Raw genomic sequence first — 19,925 nt, forward strand, 5'->3', positions numbered from 1 at the left:
CCCCGACGTGACCGCGGAGGCGACCACCACGCAGACCCCGGGCGGACTCGAACTGCCGAGACCGCCCGGGGTCGTCCGTCGTTTCCTGGGGGCGCATCCGCTCGCCGTCGACATCTTCGTCGCGGCGTTCTACCTGATCCCCTCGGTCATCGGGGCGCTGGTCGCCTCGGCCGTCGACCCGACGCCGCAGGAGCTCATCCACCTCGTCCTGTCGGCAGTGGCCGGTGCCGCGCTCCTGGCCCGGCGCCAGCAGCCGGCCGTGGTCTTCGCGATCGCGACCGTGCTGCTCGGCACCAGCGTCTTCCTGGGTCGCGACATGGATGTGGTGCCCACCCTGTTCGCGCTGTACGCGCTGGCGGTCTACCGCTCCATCCGCTCGGCGTGGGTGGCCTTCGCCGTGACCTCCGCCGTCACCGTCTCCACACTCGTCGTGGAGGTGCTGCTCGCTCAGGCGAAGGCGTTCACGCCGCTCGAGACGGCGGCCGTGCCCTCCGGCATCCTCGTGCTGTCGTTCAGCGTCGTCGCGGTGCTGATCGGGAGCAATGTCGGAAACCGGCGCCGGTACCTGAACGCCCTCATCGACCGCGCCCGCCAGCTCGCGCGGGAGCGCGACCAGCAGGCCGAGATCGCCGCTGCGGCCGAGCGCAGCCGGATCGCCCGCGAGATGCACGACATCGTGTCGCACAGTCTCACGGTGATGATCACCCTCGCCGACGGCTCTGCACGGATGGCGGAGGCGGCGGCCGACAGACCCGACCAGGCCGAGCGGTCGGCACAGGCCATGCGCCTCGTCGCCGAGACCGGGCGCGGCGCCCTGGCCGACATGCGCAGACTCCTCGGCGTGCTGCGCGACGGCGAGGACGGCAGTGCCGCCCGCGAGCCGCAGCCGGGCGTGGGCGAGATCGGCGAGCTGATCGAGACGTTCCGCGCGGCCGGCCTCCCCGTCCGGATCACGATCACCGGCCTCCCGCCGGACGACGTCGGACAGCAGCTCACCATCTTCCGCGTCGTGCAGGAGGGACTCACCAACGCGCTCCGCTACGCCGCCTCGGCGACCGCCGTTCGCGTCGTCATCGTCTTCGGGCCGGGAACCGTCATCGTGACGATCGACGACGACGCCGCGCTGCATCCCTCGGCCGGGCACGGGTCCGGCCGGGGACTGATCGGCCTGCGCGAGCGCGTCGGGCTGTACGGGGGCACGCTGGAGGCCGGGCCGCGCCCGGGCGGCGGGTGGAGGGTGCGCGCGGTGTTCGACGCGGTGCGCGCGGCTGCGCCGGAATCCACCGCGTCGCCGACCGCTGAGACCCCGCCGGCCCCATCCGATCCGAAGACGCCACCGACGCCGGCACCCTCGACCACGACCACGACCAAGGAGAACCCGTGACCGACGCCCCCATCCGCATCCTGCTCGTCGACGACCAGCAGCTGGTCCGCATGGGCTTCCGGATGGTGCTGGAGGCCGAACCGGACCTGGTCGTCGTCGGCGAGGCGCCCGACGGCGCGGAGGCTGTCCGGCTGACCGCTCAGGTGCGCCCGGATGTCGTGCTGATGGACGTGCGGATGCCGGTGCTCGACGGCATCGAGGCGACCCGGCGCATCGTCGAGACGGACCCGGGCGCGCGGATCATCATCCTGACCACGTTCGACCTCGACGAGTACGCCTTCGGGGGGCTGCGCGCCGGCGCGAGCGGCTTCCTCCTGAAGGATGCGCGGCCCGACGAGCTGATCGGCGCGGTGCGCGCGGTGGCCGCGGGCGACGCCGCCGTCTCGGGCCGGGTCACCCGGGCGATGCTGGAGATGTTCGCCGACCGGCTCCCTGCCGGGTCGTCGCGCACCCCGGCCGGACACGACCCTGCGGCGGCGCTGACCCCGCGGGAGCGCGAGATCCTGCTGGCCATCGGCGAAGGACTCAGCAACGGCGAAATCGGCGCGCGCTTCTACCTGACGGAGTCGACGGTGAAGACGCACGTCGGCCGCGTGCTGTCGAAGCTGCAGTTGCGCGACCGCGTGCACGCGGTGATCTTCGCCTACGAGCACGGGCTGCTGGAGCGATGACCCGCCGCGCCCGCGGTTCCAGCGACCGCCAAGCCGCGGCTCGGTAGGCTCGACGGGGTATGGGAATCCTGAAATCAGACTTCTGGACCGACCTCGGGACGTGGTCGGTCGACGCCGGCTGGAAGCTCGTCAGCGCGGTGTGCATCATCGGCGGCGCGCTGCTGCTCAGCTGGATCCTGCGCGTCGTCATCCGCAAGGTGGTCGCCCGCATCGTCAGCGGCGTCAAGAAGGGCCAGAACGTCAGCGACACGCAGGCGCTGGTGGCATCGCCGCTGGCCGCCGTCCGCGTCGTGCAGCGCACCAGGACGCTCGGCTCCGTGCTGACGAACATCGTCAACGTGACGATCGGCATCATCGCGATCATCCTCATCCTCAACGTGTTCGTGCCCAACGCGCTCGGGTCGTTCGCCCTGCTCACGGCCGCGATCGGAGCCGGGCTCGGTTTCGGCGCGCAGAACATCGTCAAGGATGTGCTCAACGGGCTGTTCATGGTCATGGAGGACCAGCTCGGCGTCGGCGATGTCGTCGACCTCGGCTCCGCCACCGGCGTCGTCGAAGCGGTCGGCATCCGCGTCACCCAGGTGCGCGACGTGAACGGGACGCTGTGGTTCGTGCGCAACGGCGAGATCGTGCGCGTCGGGAACATGTCGCAGGGCTGGGCGCGCGTGATCATCGACCTGGCCGTGCCCTACGACGTCGACGTCGAGGCGGTCGAGGCCACGATGATGGAGACCGCGACGGCGCTGGCGACCAGCACCAAGTGGCGCTCGCGCATCCTCGAGAAGCCGGAGCTGTGGGGCATCGAGTCCATCTCGGCCGACGCCGTCGTCATCCGTATCGTGCTGAAGACCCGCACCACCGCGAAGGACGATGTGTCGCGGGAGCTGCGGACGCAGCTCAAGCGCGCCCTGGACGAGATGGGCGTGAAGCTCCCGTCGCTCTCGGCCGTCGTGCTCAGCGGGTTCGACAGCGCCGCGAGCGTCATGGGCGCGAAGCCCCCGCGCACCCGGCCGAGCCCGATCGTCACGCCGGAGCCGCCGTTGAAGGGCCGCAAGGCGCGCGCCGCCGCGAAGCGCCAGGCCACGGCGGGGCGGCCGGCCACAGCGGGGCGGCCGGTCGACCCTGGCGCGATCCGGATCACGCCGGCGGTCGGGGGCACCGCGTCGGCTCGGACGGCGGCGGAGAAGTCCGCGACCGCGAAGCCGACGGCGGAGAAGCCCGCGACCGCGAAGCCCGAGGCGCCGAAGCCCGCGACGGACAAGCCGGCGGCGGACAAGCCCGCCACATCGCCGGTGAAGACCGACAAGCCCGCCGCGCGCAAGCCCGCGTCGACGAAACCCGATGGCGATCACGCGCCCGGCGATGGCGCCGACCCGGACGGAGTGTCGCGGTGAGCATCCCCGTCGGCCCGCAGCCGAGCTTCTACGACCAGATCGGCGGGCACGAGACGTTCGTCCGGCTGGTGGACGCGTTCTACCGCGATGTCGCGGACGACCCGGTGCTGCGCCCGATGTACCCGGAAGAGGACCTGGGTCCCGCCAAGGAGCGGCTGACGCTGTTCCTGGAGCAGTACTGGGGCGGCCCGACGACGTACAGCGAGCAGCGCGGGCACCCCCGCCTGCGGATGCGGCACAACCCCTTCAAGGTCAACCCGGACGCCCGCGACCGCTGGCTGGCGCACATGCGCACCGCCGTCGACGAGCTCGGGCTGCCGCCGCTGCAGGAGGAGACGCTCTGGAACTACCTGGAGCGTGCCGCGTTCGCTATGGTCAACACATTCGAGGAGTAGCCCTCCTCCCGCCATCCCGGTGCCGAAGGAGACACGGATGACCTACGAACCCGACGCGATCGTCGTCGGCGCGGGCCTCGCGGGCCTGGTCGCCGCATCCGAACTGCTGGATGCCGGCCGCCGCGTCACGATCGTCGAGCAGGAGCCATCGGCGTCGTTCGGCGGCCAGGCGTGGTGGTCGTTCGGCGGCCTGTTCCTCATCGACTCCCCCGAGCAGCGCAGGATGGGCGTGCACGACTCCCTCGCGCTCGCCCGCGACGACTGGTTCGGGACGGCCGGGTTCGACCGCGACGAGGACCACTGGCCGCGGCAGTGGGCGGAGGCCTACCTGCAGTTCGCGGCCGGCGAGAAGCGCGCGTGGCTGCACGAGAAGGGCGTCCGCTTCTTCCCCGTCGTCGGCTGGGCCGAGCGCGGCGACGGAACGGCCGGCGGTCACGGCAACTCGGTCCCCCGCTTCCACATCACGTGGGGCACCGGACCGGGAGTGGTCGAGCCCTTCGCTCGACGGGTGCAGTCGGCCGCGGCGAACGGACGCGCGGCGATCCGCAACCGCCACCGGGTCGACGAGCTGATCGTGGAGGACGGCCGCGTCACCGGTGTGCGGGGGGCCGTCCTCGCGCCGGACGGCGCCGAGCGCGGGGCGCCGAGCAACCGGGACGTGGTCGGCGACTTCGAGCTGCGGGCGCCGGTCGTCATCGTCGCCTCCGGCGGGATCGGCGGCAACCACGACCTCGTCCGCGCGGCCTGGCCCGCCCGGCTGGGCGAGCCTCCCGCCTCCATGCTCTCGGGCGTCCCGGCCCACGTGGACGGACGGATGCTCGGGATCGCCGAGACCGCCGGTGCGCACCTGATCAACGGCGACCGGATGTGGCACTACACCGAGGGCATCCAGAACTGGGACCCGATCTGGGCGCGGCACGGCATCCGCATCCTTCCCGGCCCGTCGTCGCTGTGGCTCGACGCGCGCGGCGAGCGGCTGCCCTCGCCGCTCTATCCGGGGTTCGACACGCTCGGGACGCTGGAGCACCTGCGGCGGACGGGGTCCGACTACAGCTGGTTCGTGTTGACGCAGAAGATCATCGAGAAGGAGTTCGCGCTGTCCGGCAGCGAGCAGAACCCGGACCTGACCGGGAAGGACGTGCGGCTGCTCGCCAAGCGCGTCACCCCGGGCGCGCCGGGGCCGGTGGAGGCGTTCAAGGAGAAGGGCGCCGACTTCGTGGTCGCGGACACGCTCGACGAGCTGCTCGCCGGGATGCAGCGCATCGCCGACGTCCCGCTCGACACCGAGCTGGTCGCGCGGCACGTGCACGAACGCGACAGGCAGCTGGACAACGAGTTCGGCAAGGACCTGCAGCTCGCCGCGATCCGGGCGGCGCGCCGCTACCGGGGCGACCGCCTCATCCGCGTCGCATCGCCGCACAAGCTGCTCGACCCGGCGGCCGGACCCCTCATCGCGGTCAAGCTGCACATCCTCACCCGGAAAAGCCTCGGCGGGATCGAGACCGACCTCGACGGACGGGTGCTGTCGGCCGACGGGTCCGTGGTGCCCGGGCTGTACGCGGTCGGCGAGGCGAGCGGCTTCGGCGGCGGCGGGATGCACGGCTACCGGGCGCTGGAGGGCACGTTCCTCGGCGGCTGCCTCTTCTCGGGCCGTCAGGCCGGTCGCGCTGCCGCCCGCGCCTAGCCCCGCCGTCGAGTCCGCGATCTTTGCACGCTGAACGGCCTTCGAGCGTGCAAAGATCGCGGACTCGACGGTGGGCTGCAGGAGCTGTGAGCTGGTTAGCGGCGGAGGGTCCAGGCCTGGCGGCGGACGAGGGTGTGGCCGCGGCGCGTCGTGAGGCGCGTCCAGCGGCCCGTCTCGTGGATGGTGACGGTGTCGTCGTCGCCGACGAAGCCGAGGCTGTCCGCGGCGAACGCCGCACCGGCGGGGATGTACTCCAGGTCGTCGATCGGACGCCCCCACACCTCGGCACGCACGCGCTGCACCAGCTGCTCCCCCGTGCCGGTCGGCACGGCCTCCGCGACCTCGGCGACACCGGCCTTCGCCGTCGACTGCAGCAGCGCCGAGGACGTCTCGCCGACCTTCTGCCACCCGCCGCGCGGCGGCGAGATGCCCGCCCAGGTGACCGTCGAGACCTCGAGCGGCAGACGGATCTCGATCGGCGCACCGGCCGTGCCCTCGCCCTCGGCTGCCTCGGCGGCCTCGGCGCCCTCGCGCACCCGCGCCACCCGGTCGAGCAGCGAGCGGATGGGGACGACGACGTCGAACTCCACCTCTTCGCCCGTCGCGAAGGTGCGCAGGCCCAGCACGGTGGGCGTCTCGTCCATCAGACCGCGCGGATAGAGGATCGCCGTGTAGACGGCCAGGACCCCCGATCCGGCGATCAGGCGCACGGAGCCCTCCTCGACGCGGGCCGCCCGCGACAGATAGGTCTGCAGATCGGCGACGGCGAGGAGATCGACTAGAGAAAACGACTGGCTCATCGGATGTCTAAACTACCAACACACCACCGACTTGGAGGCACCGTGACCGAGCCCCTGGCTTCTCTACTGACCGCGCTCGATCTCACCGACACCGGCGCCCGCACCAGTGAGGACATCTTCACCGGCCCGTCGCAGTGGATGCCGCTGGGCCGCGTGTTCGGCGGCCAGGTGCTCGCGCAGTCCATCATTGCGGCCACCCGAACGGTCGATGACGACCGCAGCATCCACTCGATGCACGGGTATTTCCTGCGTCCGGGCGACGTGAACTTCCCGATCACGTTCTCGGTCGACCGCATCCACGACGGGCGGTCCTTCTCGACCCGGCGCACGCAGGCGTACCAGAACGGCCTCCCCATCCTGTCGATGATCGCGTCGTACCAGACCGAGGACGAGGGCATCGAGCACCAGGATGCGATGCCCGAGGGCCTGCCGGAGCCGGAGAGCCTGCCGTCGACCGCCACCTCGCTGGAGGATGTGCGGCATCCCGTCGCGCAGTACTGGGCCAGCCAGCGCCCGTTCGACATGCGGCACGTCACCTCGCCGGTCTACCTGTCGGTCGAGGGCGACCGGGTCGCGCACCAGGCGGTCTGGTTCCGCACGATCGGCGACATGCCGGACGACCCTGCACTGCACCGCGCCGCGCTCGCCTACGCGAGCGACTACACGATCATGGAGTCGATCATGCGTCGGCACGGCATCGCCTGGGCGACCCCGGGGCTCAAAGCGGCGAGCCTCGACCACGCGATGTGGTGGCACCGGCCGGCGCGGGTGGACGAGTGGCTGCTGTACGTACAGGAGTCGCCCACCGCCGGCGGGGGGCGCGGGCTGTCGCTCGGACGCATCTTCTCGCGCGACGGGCGCCTCGTGGCGAGCGTTGCACAGGAGGCGACCATCCGGCTGCCCCACGCCGACTGAGCCCGCCCGTATGGCGGGCTCAGCGGCTTCAGTCGAACGTGCTGCGCAGCAGGACCGTCCCGCCCGCCGCGCGGATGTCGACCGCGGCGATGTCGGCGATCGGGATGCTCGTGGTCGCGACCGGGGTTGCGACGGTCCCCTCCTCGGCCGTCCAGGTCGAGATCTCGTGCTGCGCGCCCGAGCGGTCGGTGACGACCATCGCGTACGTCCAGGCGTGGCCGCCCTCGTCCCCCGCGAGACGGGCGTAACGGCAGTCGGAGTCGATGCGCGTGCCCCAGGGTTCGGACGTCAGCCGGAGGTCGGCGGTGAGCGGGCTCGGCTCGACCTGCTTCATGACGACGGACGCGGTGGGCGCGGAGGCGGGCTGCAGGATCGCGGGAAGGGCGAAGGCGGCGAAACCCACCACGATCGCCGCCGCCGCGGCCGACAGTCCGGCGACCAGCCAGCGGGCGCGGACGCGGCGACGGCGCGCCCGGTGCAGCAGCGAAGGGAGCACGTCGGGCCCGGGGCCGTCGGCGGCGGCCCGGTCGGCCGTGCTCGGAGCGGACAGCGGCTCCTCCAGCAGTGCAGCGGCCTGCTCACGCGGGACGCGGCTCAGGATGCCGGGCATCCCCGCCAGTTCCGCCACGGCCTCCGAGCACCGGTCGCATTCGCGCAGGTGGGCCTCGAAGGCGCGGCGTTCCGTCGGTGAGAGCGCGCCGAGCACGTACGCGGCGTCCCAGGTGGCGAACTCGTCGTGCGTGGTCATCGTTCCGTCACCCCTCTCTCCTGAAGTGCGAGCCGCAGGGCCCGCAGGCCGTAGTGGAGGCGCGACTTGACCGTGCCCTCCGGGATGTCGAGCTCGCGCGCGATCTCGGCGATCGAGCGTCCGCCGTAGTAGGCGTGCACGATGACCGCGCGGTGTTCGACGGACAGTTCCGCCAGGGCGTCCGACACCAGCCAGGCGTCGAGGACGGCGTCCGCTTCGCTGTCCGGCGCCGGGTGCTCCGGGAGGGTGTCTGTGCCGAACTCGTGCCGGTGGGCCGCGCTGCGGCGGCCGTCGATGACGAGGTTGCGGGCGACGGTGAAGAGCCAGGTGCGCGCGGACTGCTGCGACTGATCGAGCACCGACGGCTTCCGCCAGGCGCGCAACAGCGTCTCCTGCACCACGTCGTCGGCCATCGCGCGGTCGCCGGTGAGGTGCACGACGTACCGCCAGACGGCCTGCGCGTGCTGATCGTGCAGCTCGCGCAGCAGGCGGGCGTCCTCCTCCGGCATGTTCACCTCCATCTCGTACACGATGCAGCCGACGGAAAGGTTCATCCGGAACGGTTGAACCGACCGCGCGACCGTCTCGTGATAACCGTAGAAGACGCATCCGCCGAACGGGAGGAATCCGCATGAACGACCACGCACCGCTCACCCGCCGCACCCTCGTCACGATCGGCGGGGCTTCCGCCGGAGCGGTCCTGCTCGCCGCCTGCACGCCCGGAGGCGGGCAGGGTGCGGATGGGGCGGGCACCGGGGACTCCAGCGGTTCGTCCTCGGGCGGCGGGAGCACGGCCGAGGTCTCGCTCGCGTCCATCCCCGTCGGCGGGGCCGTGTCGGCGACGCTCGCGGGCAAGCCCATCGTCGTCTCGCAGCCGAGCGCCGGTCAGGTGGTGGCGTTCAGCGCCGTCTGCACGCACCAGGGCTGCACGGTCGCTCCGCAGGGCAAGGAGTTCGACTGCCCCTGCCACGGCTCGAAGTTCGATGCGACGACGGGCGATGTGCTCAACGGCCCGGCGCGCGACCCGCTGCCGAAGCTGAAGGCGACCGTGTCGGGCGACTCCGTCACCGTCTCCGCGTAGGCGCGCCATGGAGGTCAACGGGCTGCCGCTGCACGTCCTGCTCGTCCATTTCGTCGTCGTGCTGGTGCCGCTGACGGCGATCGCCGCGGTGCTGGTGCCGATCTGGCCGGCTGCGCGCAGGCGGCTCGGCATCGTGGTGCCGCTGCTGGCGCTCGCGGATCTGATCCTGGTCCCTGTGGTCATGTCCGCCGGCGAGTGGCTGATGGCCCGCGTGCCCGCCACGCCGCTGATCCAGGAGCACGCCGCCCTCGGCCGGATGCTGCTGCCGTGGGTGATCGCCCTGTTCGTCTTCACGGTCGTGCAGTGGGCCTGGTTCTTCTTCTTCGATCGGCCGGACTCGCCGCGCCGGCCCAGCGCGGTGGTGCGGCGGATCGCGATCGTCGTGCTCACTGTGCTCGCGCTCGTGCTGGCCGTCGGGACCACCGTCGAGGTCGTCCTGATCGGTGAGGCGGGGTCGCGGGCGATCTGGCAGAACTCGTTCAGCCCGGACCCCATCCAGAGCAGCCCGACGCCGACGCCGTGAGCGCGGAGCGGGACGCCGCGCGGCCGGTCGCGGCTACGTCCGCTTGGCGAACGCCACCGGTTCGTCGAGGTACGGTGTCCAGGCGTCCCGCTCGCGCTCGTTGATCCGCCGGGGACGCTGGCTGGTCGCGTCGACGAGGACGATGGTCGTGGCGGCACGCGTGAACAGCGTCTTCGGCTCCGTGCCCTCCGGCGACCACACCTCGTAGCAGACCTCGAGGCTCGCGCCCCCGAGCCTGCCGAGCCACAGCTGCACGTCGAGAGGCTGCCGGAGGTACGGGATGGGCGCGAGGTACTCGATCTCCTGCCGTGCGATCAGCGTGAGCGTGTCCGCCCCCGGGCGGCCGTCGAGCACCGCCGTCGACCCGCCGACCGCCTGCCCGCTTCCGACCGTTCCGTCGACGGGCGTCCCGTCGTCGGTCGCGGTGTCGTCGGTCGCCCAGAACGCCTCGATGCGCGCCTCCTCCAGGAGGCGCAGCATCTCGGCGTTGTTGACGTGGCCGTACGCGTCGAGGTCGCTCCAGCGGAGCTTGATCGGGACGTGCAGTCGCATGGCCGGGCCGCTCAGTCGCGCGTGAGCTTGCGGTACGCGGACCGGTGCGGCTTCGCGGCGTCCGGGCCGAGGCGGTCGACCTTGTTCTCCTCGTACGCCTCGAAGTTGCCCTCGAACCAGTACCAGTCGGCCGGGTTCTCCTCGGTGCCCTCGTAGGCGAGGATGTGGGTCGCGATCCTGTCGAGGAACCACCGGTCGTGGGTGATGACCACCGCGCAGCCGGGGAACTCGAGCAGGGCGTTCTCGAGACTGGAGAGCGTCTCGACGTCGAGGTCGTTGGTCGGCTCGTCGAGGAGCAGCAGGTTGCCGCCCTGCTTCAGCGTGAGCGCCAGGTTGAGGCGGTTGCGCTCACCACCCGAGAGCACGCCGGCCTTCTTCTGCTGGTCCGGACCCTTGAAGCCGAAGGTCGAGACGTAGGCGCGCGACGGCACCTCGGTCTTGCCGACCTGGATGTAGTCGAGCCCGTCGGACACGACCTCCCAGACGTTCTTGTTGGGGTCGATGCCGCCGCGGGTCTGGTCGACGTACGAGATCTGCACGGTCTCGCCGACCTTCAGGTCGCCCCCGTCGAGCGGCTCGAGGCCGACGATCGTCTTGAACAGCGTGGTCTTTCCGACGCCGTTCGGGCCGATGACGCCGACGATGCCGTTGCGGGGCAGCGTGAAGGTGAGGCCGTCGATGAGCTTGCGGTCGCCGAAGCCCTTCTCGAGGTTCTTGGCGTCGATCACGACCTGGCCGAGGCGCGGCCCCGGCGGGATCTGGATCTCCTCGAAGTCGAGCTTCCTCGTGCGCTCCGCCTCGGCCGCCATCTCCTCGTAGCGCGCCAGACGCGCCTTCGACTTCGCCTGGCGTCCCTTGGCGTTGCTGCGCACCCAGTCGAGCTCCTCGGAGAGGCGCTTGGCCAGCTTCGCGTCCTTCTTGCCCTGGATCTCGAGCCGCTCGCGCTTCTTCTCGAGGTAGGTCGAGTAATTGCCCTCGTACGGGTACAGGTGCCCGCGGTCGACCTCGGCGATCCACTCGGCCACGTGGTCGAGGAAGTATCGGTCGTGGGTCACGGCGAGGACGGCGCCGTGGTACTTGGCCAGGTGCTGCTCGAGCCAGAGCACGCTCTCGGCGTCGAGGTGGTTGGTGGGCTCGTCGAGGAGCAGGAGGTCGGGCTTCTGCAGCAGCAGCTTGCAGAGCGCCACGCGGCGCTTCTCACCTCCGGACAGCGTGTGCACCGGCCAGTCGCCCGGCGGGCAGCGGAGCGCGTCCATCGCCTGGTCGAGCTGGGAGTCGAGGTCCCACGCGTCGGCGGCGTCGATCTGCTCCTGCAGCGTGCCCATCTCGGCGAGGAGCGTGTCGAAGTCGGCGTCCGGGTCGGCCAGCAGACCGGAGATCTCGTTGAAGCGGTCGACCTTCTGCTTGATCTCGCCGACACCCTCCTGGACGTTCTCGAGCACGGTCTTGCTCTCGTCCAGCTCGGGCTCCTGCATCAGGATGCCGACGGTGTAGCCGGGGCTGAGCTTGGCGTCGCCGTTGGAGGGCGTGTCCAGACCGGCCATGATCTTCAGGATGGTGGACTTACCGGCGCCGTTGGGACCGACGACACCGATCTTCGCTCCCGGAAGGAACGCCATCGTGACATCGTCGAGGATCACCTTGTCGCCGACCGCCTTGCGGGCGCGCACCATCGAGTAAATGTATTCGGCCACTCTTCTTCTTCAACTCCCTGTCGTCGGCTGACTGCCGTATTCGAGGATACCGGCGTTGCGCCGCCTCGCGGGCGGCTCCGGCCCTACCAGTCGATCGGACGGGTCTGCCCGATGAGGCAGCTCCCGGTGGACAGCACGGGCGTCACCATGCTGGAGTAGCCGCCGGCGTCGGCGCCGTTCTGGCCGATCAGGCAGCTGTCGCCCATCCGCACCGAGAACTGGATCGAGTTCGCCTTCAGGCCGATGGTCGTGGTGTCGACGGTCACCTGCATGTCGGCCTTGGTGAAGCCGGCCGCGACGAGCGCGTCGATGAAGTCGCGGCCCTGCGCGTTCGGGTTCGCGGCGAGCGTCGCCTGGTTGACCGTATTGAAGTACGCCAGGTTCTCCTGCGCCGTCCCGCCGGGCACGAGCCCCGCCGCGGTGGGCGTCGCCGTGCTCGTGGCAGCCGGTGTCGCGGTGCGGGATGCGGTCGCCTGCGGCGTGGGCCCGGTGCACCCGGCCAGGGCGAGGGCGATGGTCAGTCCGGCCACCAGGCCGAGAGCGGACGCACCGGCCCGGCGGATCACGGAAGACGGCATATCCGGCATCTTAGGGTGCCGCCGCTGGGATTCCCTCGGGAGGGCCCTCGGGAGGCGGGGGCGAAGGATCCGCCCGCGCCGGCGCTTCCGCATCCGAGGCGGGATCGGCTCCGGCCGCCCGGGTGAACCGGGATCGGCCCCAGGTGAGGTCGTGACCGATCGACTCCGCCTCGATCTCGACGGTCATGCCCTGCTTCCCGCCCGTCCATTCGCGCAGGCACAGCCGGCCGGCGACCAGCACGGGGTCGCCCTTGGCGACGGAGGCTGCTGCGCCGAGCGCGAGACGCCGGAACGCGCTCACGGTGTACCAGTTGCTCTCGCCGTCCTCCCACGACGATGCCTCGCGGTTGTACCGGCGATGCGTGGTGACGAGCCGGAAGCTCGTGATCGGCAGGCCGCCCTCGGTGACGACGTGACGGGGCTTGGTGGCGACGAAGCCGCGGACGGCGACGGTGTCGGACATGGTCTCCTCTTCTCTGCGCCCGCCCCGGCGGCGGGCACAGTCCCAGCCTCGCCGTTCGGGCTGGGTCGCCGACCGCAGACGATCACATCTGTGGAGAACCGGCGGACCCGCGAAGAGGTGGACGGATTCAGGCCGTCACGTAGTCCGAGTACGAGGCCCGGATCTTGTTCACCTTCGGGAGGGCGACAGCGAGGCAGTAGCCCTGCCCCGGGTTCTTGGCGAAGAAGTCCTGGTGGTACTCCTCGGCTCGGTAGAACGGCCCGAGCGGCTCGATGGTGGTCACGATGCCGCCGTCCCAGTACTCCGCCGCGCGGTCGCGCGCGCCCTCGAACAGCTCGCGCTGATGCTCGCTGTCGTAGAACATCGCCGACCGGTACTGGGTGCCGATGTCGTTGCCCTGGCGGTTCAGCTGGCGCGGGTCGTGCAGCGTGAAGAACACGTCGAGGATGACGCCGGGCGGGATGACCTCGGGGTCGAACGTCACCGCGACCGCCTCGGCATGACCGGTGCGGCCGGTGCAGACCTCCTCATAGGTCGGGTCGACGGCCGTCCCGCCGGTGTACCCGGACACGACATCCTGAACGCCGCGGAGCACGCGGTACACGGCATCCAGGCACCAGAAGCATCCGCCTGCCAGCACGAAGGTCTGCATGGGGTCCCCTTTCGATCCTCTGACTCCATTCTGCCGCTCGCAGACCGAGCCGTGCGCCCGTTTGACGACACGACGCGGAGGGTCCCCGGCCGCGCACGGAACCCCGGCTACCATCACGGCATGCACTGGTGGAATGACTTCGTCGATTGGCTCACGTCGCCGGCCGCGCGCCCGGCGGTCTTCTACGCGGCGGTCCTCGCGGTCGCCGTGATCGTCTCCGGCCTGATCTCCGCGTGGATCGCCCGGGGCGCCCTCAAGGGACTCCTCTCCCGCACCGACCGTCAGCAGAAGGCCTCCGCGATCGCCGCGCTCGTCGACGCTGCGACCGAGGCCTCCGTCTGGAACTCGCTCACCCCGGCCGAGCAGGTGCTCTCGGACCGCGCCGTCGGTCAGGCGGACATCATGGTCCGGCTGCTCCCCATCAAGACGGCCGGTCTGGCCGCCACGTGGGCGGGCCACCAGCTCGCCGAGATGAAGCGGGCCTCTGCCACCTTCGGCTACCAGCTCGACCCGGCGATCGCGGAGTTCCGCGACCGCCTGCTCGAATGGCAGAACAACCCGCGTCGCGCTCGGCGCATCTTCCAGAGCGACCTCGAGCGGTGGCGCTTCGAGAACACCGACACCGAGCGTTCGCTGATCGCCCAGCAGGACGCGTGGGTCGCCCAGCAGCACCACGAGCAGTACGCGGCTCCCGCGGCACCGGCCGCGCCCGCCTCGGCGGCGACGACGCGCGACGACACGGCGGAGACGAACTCGTTCGTCCAGGCTGCGGCCGCCGGCGCCGGGCCGCAGGACACGTCCCCCACGTCCCGCCTCGGGCAGCCCGTCTGACGTCCGCCGCTCCGGCGGCAGGCACTCCACCCGACACGAAGGGCGCCGGCATCACGCCGGCGCCCTTCGTCGTCCCCCGCTGAGGATCAGCGGCTGTAGCTTCCCTCGCCCCACCACGAGTCGAACATGCTCGCCGGGGGCTGACGCTTGTGCTCGGTGGCGCGATACCGCGCCTCCAGCGCCTCCGCGACCTCGTCCGCCACGTCCTTCCCCTCGAGGAAGTCGTCGATGTCCGCGTACGTCAGGCCCAGGTTGTCCTCGTCGGTCTGCCCGGGGTTCAGGTCGAGCAGGTCGGCCGTCGGCGCCTTCTCGTAGAGCCGGGCGGGTGCGCCGAGGTGCGCGAGCAGCAGCTTGCCCTGCCGCTTGGTGAGGCCGCTGAGCGGGAGGATGTCCGTCCCGCCGTCGCCGTACTTGGTGAAGAAGCCGGTCACGGCCTCCGCTGCGTGGTCGGTGCCGATGACGAGCAGCGTGCGCTGGCCTGCGATGGCGTACTGCGCGACCATGCGGATGCGCGCCTTCACATTGCCCTTCACGAAGTCGCTCATGGGCTCGCCGAGCGCGTCCGCGTACTCGTCCTCCACCCCGTCCGTGCCCCGCTGGATGTTGAAGACCACCGAGTTCTTCGGCTGGATGAACGACAGCGCCAGCTGCGCATCCTCTTCGTCCCGCTGGACCGCGTACGGGAGCCGCACCGCGATGAAGTCGGCGTCGGTGCCCTCTGCGGCGAGCCGCTCGACCGCCAGCTGGGCGAGTCGCCCGGCGAGGCTGGAGTCCTGGCCGCCGCTGACGCCGAGGACGAAACCGGCCGCACCGGTCGACCGGAGGTAGTCCACCAGGAAGCCGACGCGCCGCTCGATCTCGGCGGCCGGGTCGATCTCCGGACGGACGTGCAGCTCTTCGATGATCTGTGCCTGAAGTTCGCGCATGACGCCAGATTATCCCCGCCGGATTTCGCCCGTGTGAACGCGCCACTCCCCCGCGCACGGTCTGCCGCGAACGGTGCGGCGGTCGCTAGCATGCGCGCATGGAACCCGCCGTCTCGAGCGTCGTGCTCGTCCCCCTCCTCGGCGTCCTCGCCGCGCTCCTCACCACCGCCATCGGCCGGTTCGTGAAGATCCCCCTGGTCGTCTTCGAGATCGTCCTCGGCCTGATCATCGGCCCGAGCGTCCTCGGCTGGGTGCCGGAGACGGCCGGGCTGGATGCGATCGCCAACTTCGGCCTCGCCTTCCTGTTCTTCATGGCGGGCAACGAGATCGACTTCCCGGCGATCGCGGGCCGGCCGATCCGCCGCGCCTCCCTCGGCTGGCTGTTCTCACTCGTGGTCGCGATCGTGCTCGCCACCCTCATCGCCGGCTCGATCGTCCCCGGCGTCTACATCGGCATCGCGCTGACCTCGACCGCCCTCGGGACGCTGATGCCGGTGCTGCGCGACGCCGGCGAGATGCACACGCCGTTCGGCCGGGTCGTGACCGCGATCGGCGCCGTCGGCGAGTTCGGCCCGCTGCTCGCGATCTCGCTGTTCCTCAGCGGCCGCAAGCCGCTCGCGGCCGCCCTGGTGCTCATCGGCTTCGCGGTGATCTCCGGTGCGGCGATCTGGGTCGCCTCCCGCGGCGGCCACGAGCGCTTCCACCGCCTGGTGCGGGCGACGCTCCACACCAGCGGCCAGTTCGCCGTCCGCTTCGTGGTGTGCGTCATCGCGGCCCTCGTCGGACTCAGCATCGCGCTCGGGCTCGACATGCTGCTCGGCGCTTTCGCGGCGGGGGTGCTCTGCCGCATCCTGCTCTCCGGGGCGAAGCCGGAGGACGCGCACCACATCGAGAGCAAGCTGGAGGCGGTCGCGTTCGGCGTGCTCGTGCCGGTCTTCTTCATCAACACCGGCATCGGGTTCGACCTGAAGGCGCTGCTCGGAGACCCGCGCGCGCTCATCCTGCTGCCGATCTTCCTCGTCCTGCTGCTGCTCCTGCGCGGCGTGCCCGCCTCGTTCTCGGCCCCGCCCGGTTCGACGTTCCGCGACCGCGCCGCCCTCACGCTGTTCAGTGCGACGGGGCTCCCGATCATCGTGGCGGTGACGGCGATCGGGGTGCGCGAACACGACCTCCCGGTCGGCACCGCGACGGCCCTGGTGGGAGCGGGGATGCTGTCGGTGCTGCTCTTCCCGTTGATCGCCCTCATCCTGCGGAGATCGTCGGCGGACGGCGGCATCCGGCCGTCCGATCCGGACGCGGTGCCGATCGAGGGGTGAGCCGGTTCAGGCGACGCGGCTGACCGCGCGCGCCAGGATCGCGGTGGTCAGCGCATCCACCGGCTCCCGGGCGGCCGAGGGGTTCGACAGCAGCGTGAAGTCGACATGGCCCAGCTCCGGCAGCCCGAAGCGGTTCGTCACCTTGATCAGATCGGTCGGGATGAGGGATCGCGGGAAGACGGCGACACCGATCCCGGCGCGCACCGCCGCCAGCACCCCGTTCACCTCACGCGTGTTGCAGGTGATCCGCCAGGTGCGCCCGGAGGCCTCCAGGGCGTCGATGGCGGCCTGACGGCTGAGGCTCGGGCCCTGGTACGAGATGAGCGGGACGGGCCCGTCCGGGTCGAGCACGGTCTTCTCCTGCCCCATCCACACCAGCTCGTCGGTGGCCACCACCGCACCCTCGGTCGTCCCCGGCGTCTGCTTGATGAAGATGAGGTCGAGCTGCCCGGCCTTCAGCTTGCGGTGCAGCGGACCGGACTGGTCGACCGTCAGCTCCAGGTTGATCTGCGGATTCTGCTGGCGGAAGTGGCGCAGGATGCGCGGGAGGGTCGTGATCGCGAGATCGTCGGCAGCGCCGAACCGCAGGCGTCCGCGCATCGCCGAACCGCTGAAGTAGCTGTCCGCCTCGGCATGCGCGGCCAGGATGGCGCGGGCGAAGCCGGCCATCGCATCCCCGTTGTCGGTCAGTCGCACCTCACGCGTGTCGCGGGCGATCAGCTGCCGCTTCGCCGCCTGCTCCAGCTTGCGGATGTGCTGGCTCACGGTGGGCTGGCTGATGCCGAGCCGCCCGGCGGCCTTGGTGAAGCTGCGCGTGTCGGCGACGGCGAGGAAGGTCTGGAGCAGAACGGGGTCGAACATGCGCATCCATTCGAAAAGCCAATGGGACTTATAGCCGTGATCGGCTCCAAGAATAGCCTGGAGTGCGTAACCTCGAAGGGAGACTTCATACGGAACCAGCGATGACATCGAGGTAACACGCACGTGGCGCACTCCCCCGCAGCGGCCCCGCCCACCGGCCCCATGCCGGTCCTCACCACCCGGCCGCCATGGCGCGAGACCTTCGCCTCCCTGCGGGTGCCCAACTACCGCCGGTTCGCGGCGAGCAACCTGGTCGCCAACACGGCGGTGTGGATGCAGCGCATCGCGATGGACTGGCTGGTGCTCCAGCTCTCCGGGAGCGTTGCAGCGGTCGGCGTGACCGTGTTCATGCAGTTCACGCCGATGCTGCTGTTCGGCCTGTGGGGCGGCGTCATCACCGATCGCTACTCGAAGCAGCGGCTGCTCGTCATCACGCAGTCGTGCGCGGCCGCGCTCGCAGCTCTGCTCGCCGTGCTCACGCTCAGCGGCGAGGTCCAGGTCTGGCACGTCTACGCGATCTCGTTCGTCCTGGGGCTGGTGACCGTCGTGGACAACCCGGCACGGCAGGTGTTCGTGAACGAGCTCGTCGGACCGCGGTACCTGCGCAACGCGATCAGCCTCAACTCCTCGATCTTCCAGCTCGGCGGGCTCATCGGGCCGGCCGTCGGCGGCATCCTCATCACCGCGGTCGGCGGCGGATGGTCGTTCGCGATCAACGCCGTGGCCTGCCTGGCGGTGGTGTTCGCGGTGGCGACGCTGAAGCGGTCGGAACTGCACGCGTCCCCGGCGGCGCCGCGCGGCAAGGGGCAGCTGGCCGAGGGGATGCGGTACGTGCGCCGCAAGCCGGTCATCTTCTGGACGATCGTCATGGTCGCCGTGGTCGCCGTCTTCGCCTTCAACATGCCGGTGTTCCTCGCCGCGTACGCGAACAACGTCTATCACGTCGGCGCTCAGGGGTACGGGATGTTCAACGCCCTCGTCGCCGCGGGCGCCCTCGCGGGTGCGCTCGCGTCGACGCGCCGCACCAGCGTCCGGCTGTCGATGGTGGTCGGCACGGCTGCGGCCCTCGGCGTCGTGCAGGCACTGGCCGGGTTCGCTCCGGGCGAGCTCGCCTTCGGCCTCCTGCTGGTCGCCGTCGGAGTCGGGAACCTCCTCTTCATCACGGCCGCCAACTCGCTGGTGCAGATGTCGTCCAACGTGCAGATCCGCGGACGCGTCATCTCGCTCTACATCCTCGTGCTGCTCGGCGGGCAGGCCATCGGCGGCCCGCTGATGGGATGGATCGTGGAGCAGGTCGGTCCGCACATCGCCATGGCGATCTCCGGGCTCGTGCCCGCCGCGGCCGCCGCGGTCATCGCCGTGCTCATCGCCCGGCAGGCCAGCCTCCGCCTCCGCTTCGGCCTCCGCGGTCGCCGCCCGGTGATCGCGATCGTCAACCGCGCGGGCAAGACCGGCCAGACGCTCTGACGCGGAGCTCGGGAACGGCTCCGGTATCGTGGAGTCGTCGCCCCCGTAGCTCAGCGGATAGAGCAGGAGCCTTCTAATCTCTTGGTCGCAGGTTCGATTCCTGCCGGGGGCACCCCCTCCCCACTGCCGAGTACACAAACTTTGCACGCTGTCGGCACGCTGAGCGTGCAAAGTTTGCGGACTCGTCGGTGGGCGGCGGGGATGCGAAAAGGGCCGGACTCTCGGAGTCCGGCCCTTTGTGTGGGGTGAGTAACGGGGCTTGAACCCGCGACCTCCTGGACCACAACCAGGCGCTCTACCAACTGAGCTATACCCACCACGGCGCCTCGCCGATCACGCGGACCGACCGAAGCAACTCATCGATTCTAGTACATCCGGGGAGCCCATTTTTCCACCACACCCGCGGCCAGCGCCTGGGTGTCCTCGGTGGTGGGCCCGGGCGGGGCGACGAACGCGGCGGAGCGGTAGTAGTCGAGCTCTCGGATCGACTCCAGGATGTCGGCGAGCGCCCGGTGGCCGCCGTTCTTCTCCGGTGCGTTGAAGTAGATCCGCGGGAACCAGCGGCGGGCGAGCTCCTTGATCGACGACACGTCGACGTTGCGGTAGTGCAGGTGGTTGTCGAGACGCGGCATGTACTTGGCCAGGAACATGCGGTCGGTGCCGATGGTGTTGCCGGCGAGCGGGGCGGTGCGGGCGGCCGGTGCGAACTTCAGCACGTACTCGAGCACCTCGTACTCGGCCTCGGCCAGGCTCTTGCCGTCGGGGATCTCGTCGATCAGGCCGGATGTGGTGTGCATCTGCCGGACGAACTCGCCCATGTTCGCGAGCGCCGAGTCGTCGGGCTTGATGACGATGCTGAGGCCCGGGTCGAGCACGTTCAGCTCGAAGTCGGTGATGACCACCGCGATCTCGACCAGCTCGTCGACCTCGAGGTCGAGGCCGGTCATCTCGCAGTCGATCCAGACCAGTCGATCCGAGGAAGTAGCCATA

Annotated in this window: 22 protein-coding genes and 2 tRNA genes; 12 read left to right on the plus strand and 12 right to left on the minus strand. The window is 70.7% G+C overall.

Annotation, left to right across the window (positions count from 1 at the left end; genetic code table 11):
• The first annotated feature begins 7 nt into the window (after positions 1–7).
• From BLW09_RS09335 to BLW09_RS09355, 5 genes are read left to right on the plus strand one after another with little or no spacing between them, the layout of a single operon-like run.
• Positions 8–1,384, plus strand: a complete 1,377-nt coding sequence (locus tag BLW09_RS09335) for a sensor histidine kinase (RefSeq protein WP_089911496.1) — start codon at positions 8–10, stop codon at positions 1,382–1,384.
• Positions 1,381–2,055: a response regulator gene (locus tag BLW09_RS09340; RefSeq protein WP_089911499.1), complete on the plus strand. Its 675-nt coding sequence runs from the start codon at positions 1,381–1,383 to the stop codon at positions 2,053–2,055. The genes BLW09_RS09335 and BLW09_RS09340 overlap by 4 nt, the downstream gene beginning before the upstream one ends.
• A gap of 59 nt (positions 2,056–2,114) precedes the next feature.
• A complete protein-coding gene (locus BLW09_RS09345; protein ID WP_089911502.1) occupies positions 2,115–3,449 on the plus strand; it encodes a mechanosensitive ion channel family protein in 1,335 nt (444 codons plus the stop codon).
• Positions 3,446–3,844: a globin gene (locus BLW09_RS09350; RefSeq protein ID WP_089911505.1), complete on the plus strand. Its 399-nt coding sequence runs from the start codon at positions 3,446–3,448 to the stop codon at positions 3,842–3,844. The genes BLW09_RS09345 and BLW09_RS09350 overlap by 4 nt, the downstream gene beginning before the upstream one ends.
• Before the next feature lie 37 nt (positions 3,845–3,881).
• Positions 3,882–5,528, plus strand: a complete 1,647-nt coding sequence (locus tag BLW09_RS09355; protein WP_089911508.1) for an FAD-binding dehydrogenase — start codon at positions 3,882–3,884, stop codon at positions 5,526–5,528.
• Between the two features lie 95 nt (positions 5,529–5,623).
• Here the strand turns inward: BLW09_RS09355 and BLW09_RS09360 are convergent, their stop codons facing one another.
• Positions 5,624–6,328, minus strand: a complete 705-nt coding sequence (locus BLW09_RS09360) for a hypothetical protein (RefSeq protein WP_089911511.1) — start codon at positions 6,326–6,328, stop codon at positions 5,624–5,626.
• Between the two features lie 42 nt (positions 6,329–6,370).
• On the opposite strand from BLW09_RS09360, the gene BLW09_RS09365 reads away from it, so the two are divergent.
• Complete coding sequence (locus tag BLW09_RS09365) at positions 6,371–7,243, plus strand: acyl-CoA thioesterase (RefSeq protein WP_089911514.1); 873 nt, start codon at positions 6,371–6,373, stop codon at positions 7,241–7,243.
• A gap of 28 nt (positions 7,244–7,271) precedes the next feature.
• Here BLW09_RS09365 and BLW09_RS09370 read toward each other — a convergent pair whose 3' ends face one another.
• On the minus strand, positions 7,272–7,991 hold the full coding sequence (locus tag BLW09_RS09370; protein WP_089911516.1) for an anti-sigma factor family protein: 720 nt from the start codon (positions 7,989–7,991) through the stop codon (positions 7,272–7,274).
• Positions 7,988–8,545, minus strand: coding sequence for a sigma-70 family RNA polymerase sigma factor (locus BLW09_RS09375; RefSeq protein ID WP_089911518.1), 558 nt, complete (start codon positions 8,543–8,545; stop codon positions 7,988–7,990). The genes BLW09_RS09370 and BLW09_RS09375 overlap by 4 nt, the downstream gene beginning before the upstream one ends.
• Positions 8,546–8,622: 77 nt before the next feature.
• On the opposite strand from BLW09_RS09375, the gene BLW09_RS09380 reads away from it, so the two are divergent.
• Together BLW09_RS09380 and BLW09_RS09385 are read left to right on the plus strand one after the other, a co-directional pair.
• The gene (locus BLW09_RS09380) at positions 8,623–9,072 is read left to right on the plus strand and encodes a QcrA and Rieske domain-containing protein (RefSeq protein ID WP_089911521.1); all 450 of its coding nucleotides are present in this window, start codon (positions 8,623–8,625) and stop codon (positions 9,070–9,072) included.
• Positions 9,073–9,079: 7 nt separating this feature from the next.
• Entirely contained in the window at positions 9,080–9,595 is a 516-nt protein-coding gene (locus tag BLW09_RS09385) for a hypothetical protein (protein WP_089911524.1), read from the plus strand.
• Positions 9,596–9,628: 33 nt separating this feature from the next.
• Here BLW09_RS09385 and BLW09_RS09390 read toward each other — a convergent pair whose 3' ends face one another.
• The 5 genes from BLW09_RS09390 to msrA form a co-directional block, all read right to left on the minus strand.
• Positions 9,629–10,147, minus strand: coding sequence for an acyl-CoA thioesterase (locus tag BLW09_RS09390; RefSeq protein WP_089911525.1), 519 nt, complete (start codon positions 10,145–10,147; stop codon positions 9,629–9,631).
• An 11-nt stretch (positions 10,148–10,158) separates the two neighbouring features.
• The gene (gene ettA / locus BLW09_RS09395) at positions 10,159–11,841 is read right to left on the minus strand and encodes an energy-dependent translational throttle protein EttA (protein ID WP_089911529.1); all 1,683 of its coding nucleotides are present in this window, start codon (positions 11,839–11,841) and stop codon (positions 10,159–10,161) included.
• Between the two features lie 83 nt (positions 11,842–11,924).
• Positions 11,925–12,419: a DUF6993 domain-containing protein gene (locus BLW09_RS09400; RefSeq protein WP_231946754.1), complete on the minus strand. Its 495-nt coding sequence runs from the start codon at positions 12,417–12,419 to the stop codon at positions 11,925–11,927.
• Positions 12,420–12,429: 10 nt separating this feature from the next.
• Positions 12,430–12,882 (minus strand): single-stranded DNA-binding protein, encoded by a 453-nt coding sequence (locus BLW09_RS09405; RefSeq protein ID WP_231946756.1) that lies wholly within the window; start codon positions 12,880–12,882, stop codon positions 12,430–12,432.
• Positions 12,883–13,009: 127 nt separating this feature from the next.
• Positions 13,010–13,534 (minus strand): peptide-methionine (S)-S-oxide reductase MsrA, encoded by a 525-nt coding sequence (gene msrA / locus BLW09_RS09410; RefSeq protein WP_089911535.1) that lies wholly within the window; start codon positions 13,532–13,534, stop codon positions 13,010–13,012.
• A 120-nt stretch (positions 13,535–13,654) separates the two neighbouring features.
• Between msrA and BLW09_RS09415 the strand changes: the two genes are divergently transcribed.
• On the plus strand, positions 13,655–14,365 hold the full coding sequence (locus BLW09_RS09415) for a hypothetical protein (RefSeq protein WP_089911538.1): 711 nt from the start codon (positions 13,655–13,657) through the stop codon (positions 14,363–14,365).
• 86 nt (positions 14,366–14,451) lie between these two features.
• On the opposite strand, the gene nadE is transcribed toward BLW09_RS09415, so the two are convergent.
• Complete coding sequence (gene nadE / locus BLW09_RS09420) at positions 14,452–15,291, minus strand: ammonia-dependent NAD(+) synthetase (protein ID WP_089911542.1); 840 nt, start codon at positions 15,289–15,291, stop codon at positions 14,452–14,454.
• A gap of 98 nt (positions 15,292–15,389) precedes the next feature.
• Here nadE and BLW09_RS09425 point away from each other — a divergent pair, with 98 nt between their 5' ends.
• The gene (locus tag BLW09_RS09425; RefSeq protein ID WP_089911545.1) at positions 15,390–16,607 is read left to right on the plus strand and encodes a cation:proton antiporter; all 1,218 of its coding nucleotides are present in this window, start codon (positions 15,390–15,392) and stop codon (positions 16,605–16,607) included.
• 6 nt (positions 16,608–16,613) lie between these two features.
• On the opposite strand, the gene BLW09_RS09430 is transcribed toward BLW09_RS09425, so the two are convergent.
• Complete coding sequence (locus BLW09_RS09430) at positions 16,614–17,468, minus strand: LysR substrate-binding domain-containing protein (RefSeq protein WP_172824192.1); 855 nt, start codon at positions 17,466–17,468, stop codon at positions 16,614–16,616.
• 162 nt (positions 17,469–17,630) lie between these two features.
• Here BLW09_RS09430 and BLW09_RS09435 point away from each other — a divergent pair, with 162 nt between their 5' ends.
• Both BLW09_RS09435 and BLW09_RS09440 read left to right on the plus strand, forming a co-directional pair.
• On the plus strand, positions 17,631–18,935 hold the full coding sequence (locus BLW09_RS09435; protein ID WP_089916762.1) for an MFS transporter: 1,305 nt from the start codon (positions 17,631–17,633) through the stop codon (positions 18,933–18,935).
• Positions 18,936–18,974: 39 nt separating this feature from the next.
• Positions 18,975–19,047: transfer RNA gene (locus BLW09_RS09440), tRNA-Arg, on the plus strand.
• 129 nt (positions 19,048–19,176) lie between these two features.
• Here the strand turns inward: BLW09_RS09440 and BLW09_RS09445 are convergent.
• Together BLW09_RS09445 and orn are read right to left on the minus strand one after the other, a co-directional pair.
• Positions 19,177–19,252: transfer RNA gene (locus tag BLW09_RS09445), tRNA-His, on the minus strand.
• A gap of 48 nt (positions 19,253–19,300) precedes the next feature.
• Positions 19,301–19,924: an oligoribonuclease gene (orn, locus tag BLW09_RS09450; RefSeq protein WP_089911550.1), complete on the minus strand. Its 624-nt coding sequence runs from the start codon at positions 19,922–19,924 to the stop codon at positions 19,301–19,303.
• Position 19,925: the final 1 nt, after the last annotated feature.

Source organism: Leifsonia sp. 21MFCrub1.1, from assembly GCF_900107895.1.
Taxonomy (GTDB): domain Bacteria; phylum Actinomycetota; class Actinomycetes; order Actinomycetales; family Microbacteriaceae; genus Leifsonia; species Leifsonia soli.

Bases quoted from the DNA above. Each gene is read 5' to 3' on its own strand.
- BLW09_RS09345 (WP_089911502.1), top strand. From the start codon at position 2,115: ATGGGAATCCTGAAATCAGACTTCTGGACCGACCTCGGGACGTGGTCG.
- BLW09_RS09355 (WP_089911508.1), top strand. From the start codon at position 3,882: ATGACCTACGAACCCGACGCGATCGTCGTCGGCGCGGGCCTCGCGGGC.
- BLW09_RS09360 (WP_089911511.1), bottom strand. From the start codon at position 6,328: ATGAGCCAGTCGTTTTCTCTAGTCGATCTCCTCGCCGTCGCCGATCTG.
- BLW09_RS09370 (WP_089911516.1), bottom strand. From the start codon at position 7,991: ATGACCACGCACGACGAGTTCGCCACCTGGGACGCCGCGTACGTGCTC.
- BLW09_RS09375 (WP_089911518.1), bottom strand. From the start codon at position 8,545: ATGAACCTTTCCGTCGGCTGCATCGTGTACGAGATGGAGGTGAACATG.
- BLW09_RS09380 (WP_089911521.1), top strand. From the start codon at position 8,623: ATGAACGACCACGCACCGCTCACCCGCCGCACCCTCGTCACGATCGGC.
- BLW09_RS09385 (WP_089911524.1), top strand. From the start codon at position 9,080: ATGGAGGTCAACGGGCTGCCGCTGCACGTCCTGCTCGTCCATTTCGTC.
- BLW09_RS09390 (WP_089911525.1), bottom strand. From the start codon at position 10,147: ATGCGACTGCACGTCCCGATCAAGCTCCGCTGGAGCGACCTCGACGCG.
- BLW09_RS09400 (WP_231946754.1), bottom strand. From the start codon at position 12,419: ATGCCGTCTTCCGTGATCCGCCGGGCCGGTGCGTCCGCTCTCGGCCTG.
- BLW09_RS09405 (WP_231946756.1), bottom strand. From the start codon at position 12,882: ATGTCCGACACCGTCGCCGTCCGCGGCTTCGTCGCCACCAAGCCCCGT.
- msrA (WP_089911535.1), bottom strand. From the start codon at position 13,534: ATGCAGACCTTCGTGCTGGCAGGCGGATGCTTCTGGTGCCTGGATGCC.
- BLW09_RS09415 (WP_089911538.1), top strand. From the start codon at position 13,655: ATGCACTGGTGGAATGACTTCGTCGATTGGCTCACGTCGCCGGCCGCG.
- nadE (WP_089911542.1), bottom strand. From the start codon at position 15,291: ATGCGCGAACTTCAGGCACAGATCATCGAAGAGCTGCACGTCCGTCCG.
- BLW09_RS09425 (WP_089911545.1), top strand. From the start codon at position 15,390: ATGGAACCCGCCGTCTCGAGCGTCGTGCTCGTCCCCCTCCTCGGCGTC.
- BLW09_RS09430 (WP_172824192.1), bottom strand. From the start codon at position 17,468: ATGTTCGACCCCGTTCTGCTCCAGACCTTCCTCGCCGTCGCCGACACG.
- BLW09_RS09435 (WP_089916762.1), top strand. From the start codon at position 17,631: ATGCCGGTCCTCACCACCCGGCCGCCATGGCGCGAGACCTTCGCCTCC.
- orn (WP_089911550.1), bottom strand. From the start codon at position 19,924: ATGGCTACTTCCTCGGATCGACTGGTCTGGATCGACTGCGAGATGACC.